This is a genomic window from Achromobacter sp., assembly GCF_032102605.1.
In the GTDB taxonomy this organism is placed as follows: Bacteria; Pseudomonadota; Gammaproteobacteria; order Burkholderiales; family Burkholderiaceae_B; genus Achromobacter.
Window position 1 is genome coordinate 41,168 of record NZ_DAMDGT010000003.1, and the last position, 19,094, is coordinate 60,261.

Genomic DNA, 19,094 nt, shown 5'->3' on the forward strand with positions numbered 1-19,094 from the left:
TTTTCCTTGCGAGAGTGGTGCTAATTAGTCACGATAATGGAACCTTATCGCGATCTAAATAAGCTTACTGTCCTACATCATACAGAATATGTATTAAATATAACACTCGGCGGGTTAGGCGCGATGGAATCGGGCGTTGAGCAAAATCCAATGCTTCGGCAAGGAGTCAGGCCGTGGCAGTCCAGGAATTGTCCGTGCGAAAACGCGGTCTCACGCTTAGGTGAGGCCCGCATGAGAGTCCGTTTACGTGCTTCGAGATCGCGAGGGAGCAAAAATGGGCGGTGAGAATTGCGACCGGAGCGCCAGTTGGGTCAGGTACGGACATCGGCGGTGTGGTCAAGAATGTGTACCTCGTCCACATGCACCGAAGGCGACCAGAACCAGGCCCAGAACCCGGCCCAGGCCCAGGCCCCAGCCCAGGCCCAACCCCAAGCGCATCTCCCCCGCCAAACAAACCTCACAACCGCAGATTCGTCCTGGCGAGTTCCACGACTTCGTCGCCTCGGCCGTTCAGAATGACCTTCAACATGTACAGGCCGAATCCTTTTGCCTGTTCAAGTCTGATCGTTGGCGGCACGATCAATTCCTGTGTCGCCGTGACGACGTCGACCAGTGCGGGGCCGGGATGCTGGAACGCTTCTTTGAGCGCGGCTTCGACGGATTCCGACGCTTCGACGCGGATTCCCTTTATTCCGATGGCTTCGGCCATGGCCGCGAAATTGGGGTTTTGCAGGTCGGTGCCCGTATCCAGGAATCCCCCGGCTTTCATCTCCATGGCCACAAAGCCGAGCACGCCATTGTTGAAGACGATGACCTTGACCGGCAATTTCAGTTGGGCCAGCGTCAGGAAGTCGCCCATCATCATCGTGAAGCCGCCGTCGCCGGACAACGAAATCACCTGCCTTCCCGGGGCGGCGGCCTGTGCGCCGATCGCCTGCAACATCGCGTTGGCCATGGACCCGTGGTTGAAGGATCCCAGCAGTCGACGCTTGCCGTTCATGGAGAGGTATCGCGCGGCCCAGACGGTGGGCGTTCCGACGTCCGCCGCGATGATCGCGTCTTCCGCGGCCTGTTCGTTGACGAGGCGGGCAAGGTACTGAGGATGGATGGGACGGCCCGCGGGGGTCGGCACTGCCAGGTTGTCCAGATCTTTTCGGGCGTGGCGATAGTGTTGCAGCGCTGCGTCCAGGAACGCGCGGTCATCGCGCTGGGTCAATTGCGGAAGCAGTGCCGAGATGGCGTCGCCTACGTCCGCGACGATCCCCAATGTGAGCGCCGTCCGACGGCCCAGCGCTGCGGGGTCGCGATCAATCTGCGCGATCTTTGCCTGCCTAGGATAAAACGCCCGATAAGGGAAGTCGGTGCCCAGCATGAGCAGGATGTCGGCGTTTTCCATGGCTTGGTAGCCGGATGAAAAGCCGATCAGGCCCGTCATTCCCACATCAAACGGGTTATCCCATTCCACATGCTCTTTTCCTCGCAGGGCATGAATGATGGGCGCCTTGAGCCGTTCCGCCAGCGCAATTACCGCGTCGCGGTGACCGGCGCAGCCGCTGCCGGCCAGTATGGACACCGATCCTCCGCCGTTCAGCAGGTCGGCCAGTTTTTTGACCTCTTCCGCCTGGGGGTGGATGTGCGGGAGCGCGGGAGGCGGCGCCCACACGTCGGGCGCGTCTTTGGGGGCCGCAGCCAGCGCGATATCGCCCGGAATCACGAGCACCGACACGCCGCGTCTGCCGACGGCCGTGTTGATGGCCCGGGTCAGCACTTGGGGCAGTTGTGCGGGGTTTGATACCAGCTCGGCGTATTCCGAGCATTCTTTGAAAAGGTCTTGGGGATGCGTTTCCTGGAAGTACCCCAGGCCGATCTCGGAAGACGGAATGTGGGCCGCTATGGCCAGGACGGGAACGTGATTGCGCTGGCAGTCGAACAGTCCGTTGATGAGGTGCAGGTTACCCGGACCGCAGCTTCCGGCGCAGACTGCCAGATTTCCCGTGATTGCCGCTTCCGCGCCGGCGGCGAAGGCCGCGGTCTCTTCATGGCGTGTATGCATCCAGTCGATCTGGCCCGACCTGCGGAGACTGTCGTTGATTCCGTTCAGGCTATCGCCCGTCACACCCCAGATTCGTCTTACACCCACTTGCGCAAGCACATGAACAAGATAGTCCGCGACGGTTTTGGCCATGAGATGCCCCTGGTTTGGAGTTCCGCGAGAAATATCCGGAGCCGTCTGGAGCATCCCGCGCATGGGAAGTTCACTGCCTCGCGGAATCGTAGCACCGGAAATTCCCCGCAGGCGCCGGTTTTGGCGGGCTGCGATCCCGCGGCGCATGTGGGCGATTCACCTTGCCCGGTACGTCATGCCTAGCGGCTAACATGACGGACTTGATGGAATCCACATGGAAGGGTGTTGGTTGTGAGGGCGCGGAAAGAAATGAGCGATTGGCCCGGCGTGCCGTTGGAAGTGTTGGCCGCCCTTCCCCCGCTGAATCCCGAGACACTCGACGCGCAGGCCGATGCCGCGGTGCGGGGGCTGCTGCGCGAAGGCAGTTCAGCGAACACGGCCGCCAGCTATCGCGCCGCCATCCGGTATTGGAGCGCGTGGTTCGAGCTGCGCTATGGCCGCCCTTTCGCCCTGCCGCTGCCCGAGGCCGCGGTAATCCAGTTCGTGGTGGATCATGCCCAGCGGTCCACGGATAGCGGCCTGAAATGGGAGCTGCCTTTGGCGCTTGACCAGGAACTGGTTCGCCTGAAGGCGAAAGGCCGGCTTGGCGCGCCCAGCCTGAACACACTGCTGCAGCGCCTGTCGGTGCTGTCGAAGGCGCACGAATTGCTGGGGCATCCCAATCCTTGTCACGGCGCCGCCGTCAGGGAGTTGGTGTCGCGGACCCGGCGCGCGTATGCACGGCGCGGTGTTTCGCCCGGCCGGAAAGAGGCGCTGACCCGTGAGCCTCTGCAGGCCATGCTGGACACTTGCGACGATACGCTGCGCGGCAAGCGCGACCGCGCCCTGCTGATGTTCGCCTGGGCCAGCGGCGGGCGCCGGCGGTCCGAGGTGGTGCGCGCCACGGTGGAAAACACGCAGCGCACGGCCGACGGCTATCTATATACGTTGGCGCACTCTAAGACCAACCAGTCGGGCGCCATCCGGGCCCAGGACCAAAAGCCGATTCTCGGCGCCGCGGCACAGGCCCTTGACGACTGGCTGGCCGCCAGCGGCATACGGCAAGGGCCGATTTTTCGCCGGGTGCGACGTGGGGATGTGATTGGCGAGCCGCTCGCGGCCGCCGCGGTGCGGGACATTGTGCTGGAACGCAGCCGTCTGGCGGGGCTGGAGGGCAATTTTTCGGCGCATAGCCTGAGGTCCGGTTTTGTAACAGAAGCGGGCCGGCGCAATGTCCCGCTGGGGGACACGATGGCGATGACGGGCCACGCCAGTGTCGCGACGGTGATGGGTTACTTCCGTGCGGGGGCTGCGGCGCAGTCGCCGGCTGCCCGCCTGCTGGACGATCCGCCCGAGGCGGGCCTACAGGATTCGCCGCCGCTGCCGTAATGATGGCGGTGACATTACAATCACCGCGCCCCGGCCGTTGCGCAGTCCACCCTAGCCCGAACTGCGCTGCCAGCCTCACGCGCCGGCTCGTCCCCTGCCCGTTCGAATCCCATGCAAATCAATCTTCGCGGGCTCGTGCTTGCGCTCACCGTCTTCAGCGCCATCGCCGCCACGGCCAACGCCCTGTATGCCAGCTATCGCGTGCAGCGCGAGCAATTGATTGCGAACACGCTCGAATCGAATCGCGTCTATGCCGTGAAGCTGGCCGAAAGCGCGGGCAGCTTCCTGCGGTCCGCGCAGCAGCAGCTGGGTTACAGCGCCCGGCACATGCCTGACCTGATTGGATCCCCGGAACGCATGGCCGCCGAGGTCATGCGGGTGCAGCAACAGACGGACAGCTTCAACTCGGTGGGCGTCATCGACGCCAACGGCACCATCGTGGCGGCCACGCAGACCTTCCGCAACTTCCTGGGCGCGCAGGTGGACAGCCCCGCCAGCCGTGCCGCGCGGCAGGCCCGGCAACCCATGATCAGCAAGCCCTACGTGTCGATCGCAGGCAATCTGCTGATCAATCTGTCGCATCCCATATTTTCGAATGACGGCGCCTACCTGGGCTATGTCGCCGGCACGATCTACCTGCGCAACGAGAGCGCGCTGAACGAGTTGCTGGGCAAGCACCATTACCACGACGGCTCTTATCTTTATGTCGTGGACAGCGACGGCCGGCTGATCTACCACACCGATGCCAAGCGCGTCGGTGAAACGGTGCTGTCCAACCCGGTGGTGACTTCTGTGATTGCCGGCAATGCGGGCGCCATGCGTGTGATCAACACCAAGGGCGTGGACATGCTGGCGGGCTATGCGCCGGTGTCGACAAGCGGTTGGGGCGTAGTGGCGCAGCGGCCGGCAAACGTGACGCTGGAACCCATCCATGACCTGATCTGGGCGCTGCTGGGTTACGCCGCCCCACTGGCGGCGGCGTTTCTGTTGGCGATCTGGTGGTGTGCCCGCATGATTTCGCTGCCCTTGTCGCAACTGGCCACCAACGTGGAGAACCAGGACGTCGGCGTGGCCATGCAGCGGGTGCAATCCGTGAAGGCGTGGTATTTCGAGGCCGAACGGCTGAAGCGCGCGGTGATCTCAAGCTTCACGAGTCTGCAGGAGAAGATCGGCAAGCTGAACCTGGCCAGCATCACGGACCCGTTGACCGGCCTGCGCAACCGGCGCGGCACCCAGGACGCGGTGGACCAGATGCAGGCAGGCAATACCCCGTTCTCGGTCGTGGCCCTGGACATTGATCACTTCAAGGTGATCAACGATACCTACGGGCACAACGTGGGTGACGAGGTGATTCGCGACATGGCGCAGATCATGCGGGAATGTTCGCGTCCGTCCGACGTCCTGTGCCGCAGCGGCGGCGAGGAATTCCTGATTCTCTTGCCCGGTGTCGGCGCCCGCGAGGCGACCAACGTGGCCGAGCGGCTGCGCAGGCACGTCGCCCAGTGGAAATCCCAGGGGGCCAGCCCCGTTACGGTGTCGGCCGGCGTCGCCCAGTGGCCGACTGGCGGACGTAACGTGGACGAAGTCTTCCGCGCCGCCGATGCGGCCCTTTACGCGGCCAAGGAGCGCGGACGCAACCGCGTGGTGATGCACGAAGCCTGAGCGTCGAACAGCTCGCACACGCAAGCTTTCGCAGAGAATTGCAATTAAGCGAATTGCTGCGACATAGTATTTCGGCAAAGCGTTGATATAAGCCCAATACTTCTAAAACGCCGTTTTTGGGCGCTGCAATTGCAGTATCCTGCGCAGCCTGGACTTCGCATGGACCTGCTTGCCGAGTATGTTGCGCCCCGCCGTCGCGCCGAAATCCCTGGAGCTTCATTTCATCGCGCTGGCTGCAGGAGTGCTGTTGCTGGTGGCGGTGCTGTCCGGCATTCTGCTCTTTCAGAGCTGGCGATCGTACGGTGCGGCATCGGAAGCCCGGCAGGCATTTGGTTCGGTCCGCGCCACGATCCGGGTGATGGAACTGGCATCCGCGGAACGCGGCCCCATGAATGCCGCCCTGGGGTCTGCCCTTCCCGTTCCCGAACCGGTGCTTGCGTCCTTGGACATCGCTCGGGCCCGCACTGACCGCATGATCGACGCGCTTTTGGCGCAGCATCCGCCGTCGTCGGATGCCGAAAACGACGCCAGGCACAACGAAATCCAGCGCATACGGCAGGCTTTGATCGCCGCGCGACGGGAAGTCGACGAGCGCGTTGCCACACCGCGCGAGCAGTTGTCCGGGCAGATGCTGTGGGACGCCGTCAGCGGTATGGTGCGCATCATTCCGCAGTGGCAAGCCAGCATGGCCGCCAACGCCGGCCTGGTGATGCGCAGCGAGGCGAATGCGCCGAGCCTGCTGTCGCTTGCGCTGCTGGCCAGCGAGCTGCGTGAACAGGCCGGCCTGCTGGGATCCACCTACACGCCCGCGCTGACGCGGCAACGCAAGCTGACGGCCGAAGAGCAGTTCCGCATCGAGCGTGTGCTGGGGCGGATTGACGAACTGCGCGCGCTGATCGAAGCGCGCATGAACACCCAGCCGGATGTGCGGGCCTCCGACGAATATGCGCGGATGGAGCGGCGCTATTTCGGAGACGGCCTGGCATACCTGGCTTGGGTGCGCGAACAGGCGTCCCGGCAGTCCGACGAGGCGTCCGTGTCCACCCGCGCGTTGGCTGCCGCATATGTGCCGCTGATGGGTTCGATCACCCAGTTCCGGGACGTGCTGCTGGACGAAATGGAGCGGCACATCACGGAGCACCGAGTGATCGCGGCGCGGCTGCTGTCCATCACGCTGGGCGCGACTGCCCTGCTGGTCGCGGCCTTGGCGGTCGCGCTGGTGCAGTTCCGTTCGCGGGTGATCCAACCGTTTGCCGTCGCCACGCGCATTATCGGGTCGATCGCCAACGGCGCGGCGCCGGCGCGCATCCCGGCCGGAAGACACCATGGCGAAGTGGAAGAGGTTTTCAATGCCCTGCGGGTGCTCAAGGAAAATTCCGCGGCGCAAAAGCGGCTGGAGGCGGAGCGAGACCGGCTGATCGCCGACCTGGCGCACACGGCTGAAACCGACTACCTGACCGGCCTTTTGAACCGGCGCGCATTCGAGAAACGGTTTGACGCGGCGCGGGCGGAATGGGACGAACACCAGCCGATGCTGGCGTTCATCCTGTTCGACATCGACCATTTCAAGAGCATCAACGACACGCACGGCCACGCCAGCGGCGACCTTGCCTTGAAGGCCGTGGCCGACCTGTGCCGCACGACATGGCGGCACGCGGATGTGGTGGCGCGTGTGGGGGGCGAGGAATTTGCCGTGCTATGCCGGACGCGCAACGCGCGCCAGGCGATCGACATGGCCGAACGCATGCGCGCGTGCATCTGCGCCTGTACGGTGACGGCGGAGACCGGAGCAACGTTCAGCCTGACCGCGAGTTTCGGCGTGGCTTGTGTGTCCTGGAGCCACGCAGAAGCCGCCAGCGTCCTGTTCAGGGCCGCTGACGAACTGCTTTATCTGGCGAAACTGAACGGTCGCAACCAGGTGCAGCAACGCACCCTGGGGTGACCGTTCAGGGGTTGCTTCAGGCTTCTTCGCGGGAGGCTTCCGCCTTCTTGGATGGCTCGGAGTCGGCGACGGCGGAGTCGCGGCGATCAGACTGCTTGTTGGTGTCGGGCGCCTTCCAGTTCAGAGGGGGGATCTCGAAGCTACCCTTCTTGGCGGTCAATTGATGAGACATATGCATGCTCCTGTGCAGGCGCATTGCTTCCCCCGCACGAGCGCAGCGCACACGATTCAAGCGTGCCATGAATGCCGTGGGGCGCGGGGAAGCATTCAAGAAAGGCAACGCCAGGAAGAAGGCTGTCAGCGTGTTTTTATAGTTTTGCTGATAGATGTCAGATTTTAGCACGATTTTGCCTGAAATAGCCAGCATGCGGCTTTTTGGGCCAGGGAGCGGCCTGTGAATCGTGTGCGTAAGGGGACTTTCGAGGCCCGCAAAATGGCTGCAAAAACGCACATGTCGCACTTATAATTAATATCCATTCTCATTATCCACACGCCTGCCATCGCCGACGCGCCATGATCGAATCCCCTCCTCCCCGTTCCGCGGATTCGATGACGGCCATGTATGCAAGCCACCACGGGTGGCTGCTGGGGTGGCTGCGCAAGCGTCTGGGCAGCGCCGCGGACGCCGCGGACCTGGCGCACGACACTTTCCTTCGCGTGTTGACGCAGGCGCGACCGGACATCCGGGAACCGCGCGCGTTCCTGTCGACGGTGGCTGGCGGCATCCTGGCCAACTTCTACCGCCGCCGTGATATCGAGCAGGCGTATCTGCGCAGCCTTGCGGAATTGCCCGAAGCGTCGGTGCCTTCGCCGGAGGTGCGGGCGATCGTGCTGGAAACCCTGGTGGAGATCGATCGGCGGCTTGGCGGGCTGCCCGCTCCGGTTCGGCGCGCCTTCCTGCTGGCGCAGGTGGACGGGATGAAGCAGTCCGACATCGCCGTGACGCTGGGCGTCTCGTTGCCTACGGTGCAGCGCTACGTTGCGCGGGCGCTGTTGCAGTGCTTCTTCTGAGCCCACCTTTGGAGTCCTTGCCGTGAGTGCCGCCGATCTTTCGCGTTTTGCCCCCGCCACGCCGATTGCCGATACGGTGGCGCGTCAGGCCGTCGACTGGTTCGTCCGGCTGCGGGCGGATTCGGTGGGTCCGGAGGTGCATCGGGCATGGAGCGCCTGGATGGCGGCGGACCCGGAGCACGCCCGCGCGTGGGGACACCTGCAGCATTGCGCCGGCGACGTGGCGGGACTGCCTTCGAGGCTGACGCACGCGACGCTTGCCTTGCCGGCTGGCGCCGGGCGGCGCCGGTTCATGAAGTCCGCCGCCGTGCTGGCGGCCAGCGCGGGCGCCGCCTGGTGGGGCGTGCGCACGGAACCCTGGCAACCGCTGCTGGCAGACGCCAGCACCCGGGTGGGCGAGCAGCGCCGCCTTGCGCTGCCCGACGGTTCCAGCGTCCTGCTCAACACCGATAGCGCCATCGATATTGGCGTGGGCGGCGCGCGCCGGATCCGCCTGGCGCGGGGAGAAATCCTGGTGGATGCGGCGCCCGCTCCCCTGCCGTTCATCGTGCAGACGCGGCATGGCGAAATCGAGACGCCGGGATCGCGGCTGGCCTTGCGGCTGGAGGCCTTGCGCAGCGTCGCCCATGCCGTGACCGGTTCCCTTTTGATTACGCCCGCGGACGCGCCGCAACGCCGCCGGGAACTGTTCGCTGGACAGCAGGCCGCCTTCACGGCCGACGCCGTGGACGCGCCGACGGCGGCCAGCCCCGGCGACCTGAGCTGGAGCGATGGCGTGCTGGCGGCGCACAACATGCGCCTGGACGAGTTCCTGGCGCAACTGGCGCGCTATCGCTCCGGGGTGATCCGGTGCGATTCGCGCGTGGCGGACCTGCGCGTGTCGGGCATTTATCCGTTGGCCAACACCGACAAGGTGCTGGACACGCTGGCCCTGACCTTGCCTGTGAACGTGCACTCGATGACCCGTTATTGGGTCTCTTTTGGCCCGCGGGAGCGCTCGGCTTGAGCGGGCCACGGGTATCTTCAAAAAATTTTCCAGAAAGTGTGATGGGTTTTCCGATCTCGCGGGGCATAGGAGCTGAAGTCCTATCGTCACTCACAACGAAATCGAGAACCCAATGAGTCATCCCGCTTTCACGAACCGACGCAACCCGCGTCCGGCGTTGCGCGCCCTGGCCCTGGCCCTGGCGCTGAGCATCGCCGGCGCCCTGCCCGCCACCCTGGTGTTCCCGGGCGCTGCGCACGCGCAATCGGCCACTGCCACCTATCGGATACCGGCGGGGCCGCTGACCGACGCCTTGCTGCGATTCGGCCGCGAGTCCGGCCTGATGCTGTCCTACACGGCGGCTGACGTCGAGGGCAGGCAAAGCCCGGGCGTCAACGGTTCCTATCGGGCCGAGGAAGCGCTTGCGGTGCTGCTGTCGGGCACGGGCCTGGCCGCGCAACGCCTGTCCAATGGAAGCTATGCGTTGCGTCCGGCCGGGCCGGCCGCGGTATCCACGCTTGCGCCTATCGAGGTCGCCGGCAATGCGCTGTCGCAGCGGGCCTGGGGCCCGGTGGACGGGTTTGTCGCGCGCTACAGCATGACCGGCACGAAGACGGACACGCCGTTGATCGAGACGCCGCAGTCGATTTCGGTGGTGACCCGCGACCAGATGACGTGGCAGGCCATCCAGAAGACCGAGCAGGCGTTGCGATACGAGGCCGGGGTGCGCGCGGAGACCGCCGACGACCTGCGCCACCAGAACATTTCCATTCGGGGGTTCAGCGTGGCCGCGTCCAACCAGGGCATCTACCTGGACGGCCTGGCGCTGGCGACGCGTTATTACGGATCGTATGACGTCAACCCGTATGCGCTGGAACGCGTGGAAGTGCTGCGCGGCCCCGCGTCGCTGCTCTATGGACAGAACCAGCCGGGCGGCGTGGTCAACCAGGTGAGCAAGCGGCCCACCGAAACGCCGCTGCGCGAAGTGGAGTTCACGACCGGCGACCCCGGCCGCGTGCAGCTTGGGTTTGACTTCAGCGGGCCGGTGACGGAAGACGGGCAATGGTTGTATCGCCTGACGGGCCAGGGCCGCAATGCCGACACGGAAGTGGACACGGTGCGCGACAAGCGCGCCTTCATCGCGCCGTCGTTTACGTGGCAGCCCAGCGCGGCGACGCATTTCACCGTGCTGACGAACTTCCAGCGCATCCGTGCGGGATCCACCGACCAGTGGCTGCCTTCGGTGGGCACGCTGACGCCCACGCCTTATGGCCGGATTTCCCGCAGCTTCTTTTCGGGCGAGCCGGATTTCGATCGCTACGACAAAGACCAGGCGATGCTGGGCTATCTGTTCGAGCACAAGTTCAACGATAGCTGGACGCTGCGGCAGAATGCCCGCTACAACCAGAACCGCACGCACTATCGCGCGCTGATCTCGGAACTGGGCTGGGGCACCCTGCCCGACGGAGAACCCGACTACCAATCCCTTCAACGCTACTCGTTCAGTTCGGACGAAAAGGCGCGCACCGCGGCGGTGGACACGCAGCTGCAGTATCAGGGCCGCACCGGCGAGTTCGCTCACACCGTGCTCCTGGGGCTGGACTACCAGCAGTCGTCCTTCGACACGCAGCTGGGATTCGGCATGGATGGCGTGCCGCCCATCAATCCGTTCGATCCGGTGTACGGCTACAAGATCGACGCCCCGCCCATCTACAACGACACCTTCCAGCGCATGCGCCAACTGGGCTTGTATGCCCAGGATCAGGTGAAGATCATGGACAAGGTCGTCGTGACGGCGGGCGGCCGCATGGACTGGACCGAGGCCAGCACACGCAACAACCTGACGGGCACCCGCACGCAGCAGAACGACAACGCCTTCACCGGCCGCATCGGCATGGTGTATCTGTCGGACACCGGACTGGCGCCGTACGTCAGCTACGCCACGTCGTTCCGGCCGCAGGCGGGCACGACGTTCGCGGGCACGCCATTCAAGCCGACCAAGGGCGAGCAGTACGAAGCGGGCGTCAAGTTCCAGCCGAAGGGTTACGACAGTTTCATCACCGCTTCCGTATTCCAGATCGAACAACGCAACGTGCTGACGCGGGATCCGGAACACGCGAATTCGCAGGTGCAGACGGGCAAGGTGCGTTCCGAAGGCTTCGAGCTGCAAGGCAAGGCGTCGCTGGACCGAAACCTGGACATCACTGCCGCCTATACGTACACCGACATCAAGACCGTTTCCAGCAACTATCCGGAACAGATCGGCAAGGTGCCCTTTGCCGGCGTGCCCAAGCACATGGCGTCGATGTGGGTGGATTACACCATCGACACCGGACCGCTGGCGGGCCTGGGCTTCGGCGCGGGCGCCCGGTACCTGGGCACCACGTTCAGCGACCTGGACAATGCGGTGAAAGTGCCGGCGGTGACGCTGGCCGATGCGGCGATCCGCTATGACCTGGGCCGCGCCAGTCCGGCGATGAAGGGCGCCACGCTTAGCCTGAATGCGTCGAACCTGTTCGACAAGGAATACGTGGCTTCTTGCAACAACGTCAATCTTTGCTTCTACGGACCCGGCCGAGTGGTGCTGGCCACGTTGCGCTATAACTGGTGATTGACGGCGGAGAATGATCGTTCTAGCATCTGCGCATTGCAGATAGAACGATCATTCTTCATGCCCGATTCAACACCTGAAACTTCTTTCGACGCGCAGGAAAAGCTGCTGCGCGCGACCGAACATCTAATCTACAGCGGCGGCATCAACGCCACCGGCATGGATCTGATCGTCAAGACGTCGGGCGTGGCGCGCAAGAGCATCTACAAACACTACGGCACGAAGGAAGGATTGGTGGCCGCGGCCTTGCAGGCGCGCGACGAGCGCTGGATGCAATGGTTTGTGGAAGCCACGTCGAACGCTCCGACGCCGCTTGCCCGCCTGATGTCGATGTTCGACGCGCTGCGCGATTGGTTCGCGTCGGACGGCTTTCGTGGCTGCGCATTCATCAACGCCGCCGGCGAGATCGGTGACTCGAACAGTCCCATCCGGGCCGTTTCAAGGCTGCACAAGGAACGGCTGCTTGCGCATGTGGAGTCACTGGTGCGCGCCGCCGGACTGCCCCAACCCGAGGAGCGCGCCCGCCAGCTGCTGGTGCTGATCGATGGCGCGATCGCCGTGGCCATGGTGACGGGCGACCTGTCCATCACGGACAGCGCCGAGCGCGCGGCCGCCATGCTGATCGCGGCTGACGCGGCCCCCGACGCCTGAGCTCATCGACCGATTTCGCTGCTTTCTTCCCCCCTGCCATGAGGTGCATGCCATGACGTCAGCCAATGAAACCCGCCCGCCCCTGCCCCCCTTCACGCACAAGAGCGCGGTCCAGAAAGTGCGTCTGGCCGAAGACGGCTGGAACACCCGCGACCCCGACAAGGTGGCGCTGGCCTACAGCCTGGATACCCGCTGGCGCAACCGCGCGGAGTTCATCCAGAGCCGTGACGAGGCCCGCGATTTCCTGGCCCGCAAATGGGCGCGGGAACTGGACTATCGGCTGATCAAGGAGCTGTGGGCGTTCACCGACAACCGCATCGCCGTGCGGTATGCGTACGAATGCCATGACGATTCCGGCAACTGGTTCCGTTCCTATGGCAACGAAAACTGGGAGTTCGGAGAAGACGGACTGATGGTCAGGCGTCATGCCAGCATCAACGACCTGCCCATCAAGGAAGCTGACCGCAAGTTCCGGTGGCCGCTGGGCCGTCGTCCGGACGATCATCCCGGCCTGTCCGAACTGGGTCTGTAGGACGCGTCGTCATGCATTGATCACGTGTGTGCGGCTGGCGTGCCCAACTGCACACTCGATCAAAATCGCCCTAGGGATTTCCCGCGATTTCCCGCCCAAACCTGTGCGCTCGCGCAACTTTCGCTTGCCTTGAAAGGTGAACGGAAGTTTGGATTTTTAGACTCCCGCATTCATTGCAATGTCAGCTTTTGTTCAGACGCAAGTCAGACAGGGGCACAACAACGGGAGGAAAAGACCATGCAATCGAAACGCAGCGCCGTCAGGCGCGAGGCGTGGGCCGCGGGCACGATGATCGTGCTGGGCCTGGGCGCCATCGCGCAGGCGTCCACATACACCTTGGGCAGCCTGGACCGCATGGGACCGGGCATGTTTCCCGCGATCCTGGGCGTGCTGCTGGTTCTGCTGGGGCTGATGATCGCGAAGATGGCGACATCGCCCGTCGTCGCCGAGGAAGACGCCGAAGAAGTGGCGCCGCCCGAATGGCGCGGCTGGGGCTGCATCATCGGCGGCCTGCTGTCCTTCATCCTGATCGGCAAGTTCGGCGGCCTGATACCCGCGACGTTCGTGCTGGTGTTCATTTCGGCCATGGGCGATCGCCAACACACCTGGCGCAGCGCCGCCCTGCTCGCGGCTGGCGTGACGGTGTTGGGCGTGGCCGTGTTCTCCTGGGCGCTGCAGCTGCAGTTTCCGCTGTTCCGCTGGGGCTGATCCATGGAAATCTTCAATAACCTGATGCATGGGTTTTCCGTCGCATTCGCGCTGGACAACCTGATGTGGGCCGTTTTCGGCGTCTTCATGGGCAACCTGATCGGCGTGCTGCCGGGCATGGGCGTGCTGGCCGCCATTTCCATCCTGCTTCCGCTGACCTACACCATGACGCCGACGGCGGCGCTGGTGATGCTGTCCGGCATCTACTACGGATCGCAGTACGGCGGCGGCATCACGTCGATCATGCTGAACCTGCCCGGCACGGCGTCGCACGCGGTGGCCTGCCTGGACGGCAACCCGCTGGCGCGCAACGGCAAGGCCGGTTCCGCGCTGTTCATGCTGATGTTCTCGTCGTTCTGCGGCGCGTCGGTGGGCATCCTGGCGATGATCCTGTTCTCGCCGATGCTGGTGGACGTGGCCTTCAAGTTCGGTCCCGCGGAGTACTTCTCCATGATGATGCTGGGCCTGCTTGCCGGCGCGACGCTGGCCAAGGGATCGGCCATCAAGGGCGTGGCGATGGTGGTGGTCGGCCTGCTGCTGGGCGTGGTGGGCACCGACGTCAACACGGGCACGATGCGCTTTCACTTCGGCATCCTGGAGCTGTCCGATGGCCTGCAGATCGTGGCGCTGGCCATGGGCCTGTTCGGCGTGGCGGACTTCCTGAAGAACATCAATCGAATTGGCGGCGACAGCAAGGTCACATCGTCGAAGGTCAGCATGAAGTCGATGCGTCCGGAGGCCGGCGACATCAAGCAATCGCGCGGCGCACTGGTGCGCGGCACGGCGATCGGCGCGGCGTTCGGCATTCTGCCGGGCACGGGCCCGACCATCGCGTCGTTCATTTCCTATGCGACGGAAAAGAAGGTTGCGCGCGAGCCGCGCCGTTTTGGACGCGGGGCCATCGAAGGCATCGCCGGGCCGGAAGCCGCGACCAGCGCATCCACGCAGACCAGCTTCATTCCGACCATGAGCCTGGGCATTCCCGGCGATCCGGTGATGGCGCTGATGTTGGGCGCGCTGATCATCCACGGCATCCAGCCGGGTCCGCAGATGATGGTGGAGCACGCCGACATGTTCTGGGGGCTGATCGCCAGCTTCTGGGTGGGCAACGTGCTGCTGCTGTTGTTGAACCTGCCGCTGATCGGCATGTGGGTTCGCCTTTTGAGCGTGCCGTTCCGCTACCTGTTCCCGGCCGCGCTGTTCTTTGTGTGCGTGGGCGTGTACAGCACGAACAACAACCTGTTCGACGTCGGTATGGTGACCTTGTTCGGCGCCGCGGGCTATGCGCTGATCCGCCTGCGGTTCGAACCGGCGCCATTGCTGTTGGGCTTCGTGCTGGGCCCCATGGTGGAAGAGAACTTCCGTCGCGCCCTGCTGCTGTCGCGTGGTGAGCTGTCGATCTTCGTTTCGCGGCCCATCAGCCTGGGCTTCATCCTCGCGTGCGTGGCGCTGATCGCGTTGCTGGTGGCGTCGGCCCTGCGCCAGCGCAAAGCGCGGGAGGCGCTCGCGCAGGCGGAGTCCGCCGCGTAGCGGCAAGAAAGAAATCGGGGTAGTGCTGCTTTGGCCGGTCTTGCAAGACCGGCCTTTTTTTTGCCTGCGCGGACGGTCAACGATCAGGCGCTGCGGCCGGACCCGCGCCGTGCGCATCGATGTGGCCCAGTGATCGTCCCGGGTCGAGCCGGTCTCGCACGCGCTGTTTCAGGACCTTGGCGTCGGGAAAGCCGCCGTCGCTTTTGCGGTCCCAGATGAGATCGCCGTTGTAGGTGATCTGGAAGATGCCGCCGGTGCCGGGCTGCAGCACCACTTCGCCCAGGTCGGTCGAAAACGTGGACAGCAGTTCCTGCGCCATCCAGGCGGCGCGCAGCAGCCACTGGCATTGGGTGCAATAAAGGATGACGATGCGAGGGCGCAGGGCGGGCGAGTTCATGGGAAAGGCATTCTACGTGAGCCCGGGCCGGCGATCATGGATAATGTCGGGTTTTCCCGGGTTCGCATGAGCCCAGAGCCTGCAATGAAGTCTGCCTTGACGCCCCGAGGCCAGCGCTGGCTGATCGGTCTTTTGATGGGACTGGTCACGCTCACGCCGATGGCCATCGACATCTACCTGCCCTCTTTGCCTGCCATGGCGCAGGTTTTCGGCGAGCCCATGGGCGCGCTGCAGGCCAGCATTACGCTGTTCATTTTTGCCGTGGGCCTGGGCCAGGTCCTGATCGGTCCGCTGGCCGACCGTTATGGCCGCCGGCCCGTGGCGCTGTGCGGCGCGCTGGCGTATCTGCTGGGGTCCGCGCTGGGCGCGGCCGCGACGTCGCTGGAGGTGTTTTATGTGGCGCGCGTGATCCAGGGGCTGGGCGCATGTTCCGCGTCGCTGGTGGCGTTTGCCGCGGTGCGCGACTGCTTCAGCCCGGCGGTGGGCGCCCGGGTGTACAGCTACCTGAACGGCGCCTTGTGCTCGGTGCCGGCGTTGGCGCCGATGCTGGGCGGCGTGCTTGCGCTGCATGCGGGATGGCGCAGCACCTTCGTCTTCATGGCCCTGTTTGCGCTGGCGTTGGCCGCGCTGCTGGCCGTGCGCTTCGAGGAAACGCGGGTGGCGCCCTCGCACCGCTCGGGCGCGCTCTACAGCCTGCCCCGATACGCGCCCGTCATCGCCAGCGGCCGGTTCCTCTACTTCACAATGTTCGGCATGGCCGGCATGGCGATGATCCTGGTGTTCGTGTCGGCCGCGCCGGTGGTCCTGGTGCAGCAACTGGGCTATTCGGAGCTGGGCTTTTCCGCCTGGTTCGGCGGCAACGCGGCGATCAACATCGCGGCGTTTTTCCTGGCGCCCGCCTTCATCGCCCGGTTTGGCCGCCACACCATGGTGCGCGTGGGCATGTGCGCGCTGCTATTGGCCTCGGCCATGCATTTTGGCGCGTGGTTGTGGGCGCCGATGTCGGCCTGGATCTTCATGCTGCCGGTGGCGGTGCTGACGGTGGGATTTTCGCTGGCGCTGGGCTCGGGCCTGAGCCTGGCGTTGGAACCCTTCGCCGACCGCGCGGGCACGGCTGCAGCGGTGTACGGGCTGTTCCAGATGAGCGGTTCGGCCGTCATCGCGACCGTGCTGCTGGACAGCGGCATGGCGCCGCAGGTTGCCATGGCGCTGATCGGCGCCGCGATCGTCGGCCCGCTGCTGCTGCTTTCGCGCGCGATGGGCAAACGCCTGGCGTCCGCATCCTGAACATCGTGCGCTAGTATCCAGGGACACCTTTTCCCTGGAGCCGACATGTCACTGGAACAACCGGCGGTCGAACCGCTGCTGTTGCGCAGCGCCCAAGGCGGCGTCGTCACGCTGCGGCTGAACCGGCCATCGCAGTTCAATGCGCTTTCGGAAGCGCTGCTGGCCGCCCTGCAACAAGACATCGACGCGCTGGCGCGCGATCCGGACGTGCGCTGCATCATTCTGGAGTCGGCGGGACGCGCGTTCTGCGCGGGGCACGACCTGCGCGAGATGCGCAGCCAGCCGGATCTGGACTACTACCGCCAGTTGTTCCGCAAATGCGCCGGCGTGATGCAGGGGCTGCAGGCGCTGCCCGTGCCCGTCATCGCCAAAGTCCAAGGCATCGCCACGGCGGCGGGCTGCCAGCTTGTGGCCAGCTGCGACCTGGCGGTGGCCGCGGATACCGCCAAGTTCGCCGTATCCGGCATCAACGTCGGCCTCTTCTGCGCCACGCCCGCCGTGGCGCTGACGCGCAACGTGTCAGCCAAGCGCGCGTTCGAAATGCTGATGACGGCGCGCTTCATCGACGCCGCGCAAGCAGCCGATTGGGGGCTGATCAACGACGCCGTGCCCGAAGCGGCGCTGGATGCACGCGTGCAAAGCCTGGCGGACGACATTCTGGCCAAGAGCCCGACCGCGGTGCGCTACGGCAAGCGCATGTTCTACAAGCAGCGGCAAATGGCGCTGGCCGACGCCTATGACTACGCCGGCGACGTGATGGCCAGGAACATGATGGAAGCGGACGCCTGCGAGGGCATCGACGCCTTTCTGCAAAAGCGCCCTGCCCGCTGGGGATCCTGATGCGTCGGGATGGCGGCGCGACTTACACCAGCCATCCCAACGTCCAGCCGCCCGCGGCGGCCAGGAGCACCACCCACAGCGGCGACCAGCGCGCATAGACCAGCAGCGCGAACAGCAGCAAGGCCAGGCCGAAGTCCGCCTGGCCTTTGATGGCGCTGGTCCAGACGGGGTCGTACAGGGCGCCCAGCAGGATGCCGACGACGCTGGCGTTCACGCCCGCAACCATATTGCGCACGCCGGGGCGCCGCCGCAGGCTTTCCCAAAACGGCAGCGCGGCGGCCAACAGCAACGCGCCGGGCAAAAAGATGACGCAAAGCAGCAGCATTCCGCCGGCCCAGCCGGACAAGGGGCCGGACGACAACGCGCCCAGGAACGCGGCAAAGGTGAATAGCGGCCCGGGCATGGCCTGCGCCGCCCCGTAGCCCGCCAGGAAATCCGCGCTGGACACCATGCCCGTGGAGACCGACGCCGTTTCCAGCAAGGGCAGCACCACATGGCCGCCGCCGAACACCAGGGCGCCCGCGCGGTAAAAGCCTGCAATCTGACTGGCCAGCGTGCCGTCCGTGAGCAAGGCCCAGAGCGGCAGTCCGACCATCAGGGCGACGAAGACGCCCAGCGACACCAGGCCCGCGACGCGCGGCACGCCGGGCGAGTTGGACGACAGAACGGGACGCGGCGGCAATTGCAGGAACGCCGCGCCTATGACGGCGCCCAGCACAACGGCGGCCATCTGGGCCAGCGCTGTCGGAAGCACGACCGTGATCAAGGCGGCGGCGACTGCCAGCGCGGCCCGGGATCGGTCCGGGCACAGCGAGCGCCCCATTCCCCAGACGGCCTGGGCGACGATTGCCACCGCCGCCACCTTCAGGCCATGGATAGCCGCGGAGCTGGATAGCCAGCCGTAATGGGCAAGCCCCAGCGCGAAACCGATCAGCGCAAGGGCGGACGGCAGCGTGAAGGCCACCCATGCCGCCAGCATGCCCGGCCAGCCGGCCCGCTGAAGCCCGATCGCCATGCCGACCTGGCTGCTGGCCGGACCGGGCAGGAATTGGCACAAGGCGACCAGGTCGGAAAACGCGTAGTCGTCCAGCCAGCGGCGGCGGTCGACGAATTCATTGCGGAAATAGCCCAGGTGCGCCACCGGGCCGCCGAAAGAAGTGAAGCCCAGCCGCAGGAACACCAGGAAGACTTCAAGACAGGAGCCTCGTCCGCCGTGGGCGAGTGTGCCGGTGGCCGGCTTGCTGTCGACGTGTTCGTCATGCGGGGATGGGTGCGGCATCGGCTTGGGCTTAATGGACAGGCGGGCGCTGATTTTCTGGCCCCAGCTCCAAGCTTATAGCCGGGCCACGCCGGGCTTTCAATCGGATTAATGACAAAAAGCGGCA

Annotated in this window: 16 protein-coding genes; 12 read left to right on the forward strand and 4 right to left on the reverse strand. The window is 65.0% G+C overall.

Going from position 1 to position 19,094, the window contains the following annotated elements:
* Positions 1 to 457: 457 nt before the first annotated feature.
* Positions 458 to 2,185, reverse strand: coding sequence for a ubiquinone-dependent pyruvate dehydrogenase (gene poxB, locus RT614_RS08145; protein ID WP_313622038.1), 1,728 nt, complete (start codon positions 2,183 to 2,185; stop codon positions 458 to 460).
* Positions 2,186 to 2,452: 267 nt separating this feature from the next.
* On the opposite strand from poxB, the gene RT614_RS08150 reads away from it, so the two are divergent.
* The 3 genes from RT614_RS08150 to RT614_RS08160 all read left to right on the forward strand — a co-directional run bounded on the left by RT614_RS08150 (position 2,453) and on the right by RT614_RS08160 (position 7,157).
* On the forward strand, positions 2,453 to 3,553 hold the full coding sequence (locus RT614_RS08150) for a site-specific integrase (protein WP_313621605.1): 1,101 nt from the start codon (positions 2,453 to 2,455) through the stop codon (positions 3,551 to 3,553).
* A gap of 111 nt (positions 3,554 to 3,664) precedes the next feature.
* Positions 3,665 to 5,215, forward strand: a complete 1,551-nt coding sequence (locus RT614_RS08155; RefSeq protein WP_313621606.1) for a sensor domain-containing diguanylate cyclase — start codon at positions 3,665 to 3,667, stop codon at positions 5,213 to 5,215.
* 178 nt (positions 5,216 to 5,393) lie between these two features.
* Positions 5,394 to 7,157, forward strand: coding sequence for a GGDEF domain-containing protein (locus tag RT614_RS08160; RefSeq protein ID WP_313621607.1), 1,764 nt, complete (start codon positions 5,394 to 5,396; stop codon positions 7,155 to 7,157).
* A 16-nt stretch (positions 7,158 to 7,173) separates the two neighbouring features.
* On the opposite strand, the gene RT614_RS08165 is transcribed toward RT614_RS08160, so the two are convergent.
* On the reverse strand, positions 7,174 to 7,524 hold the full coding sequence (locus RT614_RS08165) for a hypothetical protein (RefSeq protein ID WP_313621608.1): 351 nt from the start codon (positions 7,522 to 7,524) through the stop codon (positions 7,174 to 7,176).
* Between the two features lie 146 nt (positions 7,525 to 7,670).
* On the opposite strand from RT614_RS08165, the gene RT614_RS08170 reads away from it, so the two are divergent.
* The 7 genes from RT614_RS08170 (at position 7,671) to RT614_RS08200 (ending at position 15,185) form a co-directional block, all read left to right on the forward strand.
* Positions 7,671 to 8,168: a sigma-70 family RNA polymerase sigma factor gene (locus RT614_RS08170; protein ID WP_313621609.1), complete on the forward strand. Its 498-nt coding sequence runs from the start codon at positions 7,671 to 7,673 to the stop codon at positions 8,166 to 8,168.
* Positions 8,169 to 8,190: 22 nt separating this feature from the next.
* A complete protein-coding gene (locus tag RT614_RS08175; RefSeq protein ID WP_313621610.1) occupies positions 8,191 to 9,174 on the forward strand; it encodes a DUF4880 domain-containing protein in 984 nt (327 codons plus the stop codon).
* A 112-nt stretch (positions 9,175 to 9,286) separates the two neighbouring features.
* Positions 9,287 to 11,764, forward strand: coding sequence for a TonB-dependent siderophore receptor (locus RT614_RS08180; RefSeq protein ID WP_313621611.1), 2,478 nt, complete (start codon positions 9,287 to 9,289; stop codon positions 11,762 to 11,764).
* 60 nt (positions 11,765 to 11,824) lie between these two features.
* Positions 11,825 to 12,415 carry a TetR/AcrR family transcriptional regulator gene (locus tag RT614_RS08185; protein WP_313621612.1) on the forward strand — a complete coding sequence of 197 codons (591 nt, stop codon included), beginning with the start codon at positions 11,825 to 11,827 and terminating at the stop codon, positions 12,413 to 12,415.
* 52 nt (positions 12,416 to 12,467) lie between these two features.
* Positions 12,468 to 12,947 (forward strand): nuclear transport factor 2 family protein, encoded by a 480-nt coding sequence (locus RT614_RS08190; protein WP_313621613.1) that lies wholly within the window; start codon positions 12,468 to 12,470, stop codon positions 12,945 to 12,947.
* Between the two features lie 237 nt (positions 12,948 to 13,184).
* Positions 13,185 to 13,655 (forward strand): tripartite tricarboxylate transporter TctB family protein, encoded by a 471-nt coding sequence (locus tag RT614_RS08195; protein ID WP_313621614.1) that lies wholly within the window; start codon positions 13,185 to 13,187, stop codon positions 13,653 to 13,655.
* Between the two features lie 3 nt (positions 13,656 to 13,658).
* On the forward strand, positions 13,659 to 15,185 hold the full coding sequence (locus RT614_RS08200) for a tripartite tricarboxylate transporter permease (RefSeq protein ID WP_313621615.1): 1,527 nt from the start codon (positions 13,659 to 13,661) through the stop codon (positions 15,183 to 15,185).
* A 76-nt stretch (positions 15,186 to 15,261) separates the two neighbouring features.
* Here RT614_RS08200 and RT614_RS08205 read toward each other — a convergent pair whose 3' ends face one another.
* A complete protein-coding gene (locus RT614_RS08205) occupies positions 15,262 to 15,582 on the reverse strand; it encodes a SelT/SelW/SelH family protein (RefSeq protein ID WP_313621616.1) in 321 nt (106 codons plus the stop codon).
* An 84-nt stretch (positions 15,583 to 15,666) separates the two neighbouring features.
* On the opposite strand from RT614_RS08205, the gene RT614_RS08210 reads away from it, so the two are divergent.
* Together RT614_RS08210 and RT614_RS08215 are read left to right on the forward strand one after the other, a co-directional pair.
* Positions 15,667 to 16,869: a multidrug effflux MFS transporter gene (locus tag RT614_RS08210; protein ID WP_313621617.1), complete on the forward strand. Its 1,203-nt coding sequence runs from the start codon at positions 15,667 to 15,669 to the stop codon at positions 16,867 to 16,869.
* Positions 16,870 to 16,914: 45 nt separating this feature from the next.
* On the forward strand, positions 16,915 to 17,709 hold the full coding sequence (locus tag RT614_RS08215) for an enoyl-CoA hydratase (RefSeq protein WP_313621618.1): 795 nt from the start codon (positions 16,915 to 16,917) through the stop codon (positions 17,707 to 17,709).
* Positions 17,710 to 17,731: 22 nt separating this feature from the next.
* On the opposite strand, the gene chrA is transcribed toward RT614_RS08215, so the two are convergent.
* Positions 17,732 to 18,988, reverse strand: coding sequence for a chromate efflux transporter (chrA, locus tag RT614_RS08220; RefSeq protein WP_313621619.1), 1,257 nt, complete (start codon positions 18,986 to 18,988; stop codon positions 17,732 to 17,734).
* Between the last annotated feature and the right edge of the window lie 106 nt (positions 18,989 to 19,094).

What these genes read in the sequence shown, in the direction of transcription:
- RT614_RS08200 (WP_313621615.1), top strand. Translation starts at nt 13,659, where the DNA reads ATGGAAATCTTCAATAACCTGATGCATGGGTTTTCCGTCGCATTCGCG.
- RT614_RS08210 (WP_313621617.1), top strand. Translation starts at nt 15,667, where the DNA reads ATGAAGTCTGCCTTGACGCCCCGAGGCCAGCGCTGGCTGATCGGTCTT.
- poxB (WP_313622038.1), bottom strand. Translation starts at nt 2,185, where the DNA reads ATGGCCAAAACCGTCGCGGACTATCTTGTTCATGTGCTTGCGCAAGTG.
- chrA (WP_313621619.1), bottom strand. Translation starts at nt 18,988, where the DNA reads ATGCCGCACCCATCCCCGCATGACGAACACGTCGACAGCAAGCCGGCC.
- RT614_RS08170 (WP_313621609.1), top strand. Translation starts at nt 7,671, where the DNA reads ATGATCGAATCCCCTCCTCCCCGTTCCGCGGATTCGATGACGGCCATG.
- RT614_RS08185 (WP_313621612.1), top strand. Translation starts at nt 11,825, where the DNA reads ATGCCCGATTCAACACCTGAAACTTCTTTCGACGCGCAGGAAAAGCTG.
- RT614_RS08165 (WP_313621608.1), bottom strand. Translation starts at nt 7,524, where the DNA reads ATGCTGGCTATTTCAGGCAAAATCGTGCTAAAATCTGACATCTATCAG.
- RT614_RS08160 (WP_313621607.1), top strand. Translation starts at nt 5,394, where the DNA reads ATGTTGCGCCCCGCCGTCGCGCCGAAATCCCTGGAGCTTCATTTCATC.
- RT614_RS08155 (WP_313621606.1), top strand. Translation starts at nt 3,665, where the DNA reads ATGCAAATCAATCTTCGCGGGCTCGTGCTTGCGCTCACCGTCTTCAGC.
- RT614_RS08180 (WP_313621611.1), top strand. Translation starts at nt 9,287, where the DNA reads ATGAGTCATCCCGCTTTCACGAACCGACGCAACCCGCGTCCGGCGTTG.
- RT614_RS08205 (WP_313621616.1), bottom strand. Translation starts at nt 15,582, where the DNA reads ATGAACTCGCCCGCCCTGCGCCCTCGCATCGTCATCCTTTATTGCACC.
- RT614_RS08190 (WP_313621613.1), top strand. Translation starts at nt 12,468, where the DNA reads ATGACGTCAGCCAATGAAACCCGCCCGCCCCTGCCCCCCTTCACGCAC.
- RT614_RS08215 (WP_313621618.1), top strand. Translation starts at nt 16,915, where the DNA reads ATGTCACTGGAACAACCGGCGGTCGAACCGCTGCTGTTGCGCAGCGCC.
- RT614_RS08195 (WP_313621614.1), top strand. Translation starts at nt 13,185, where the DNA reads ATGCAATCGAAACGCAGCGCCGTCAGGCGCGAGGCGTGGGCCGCGGGC.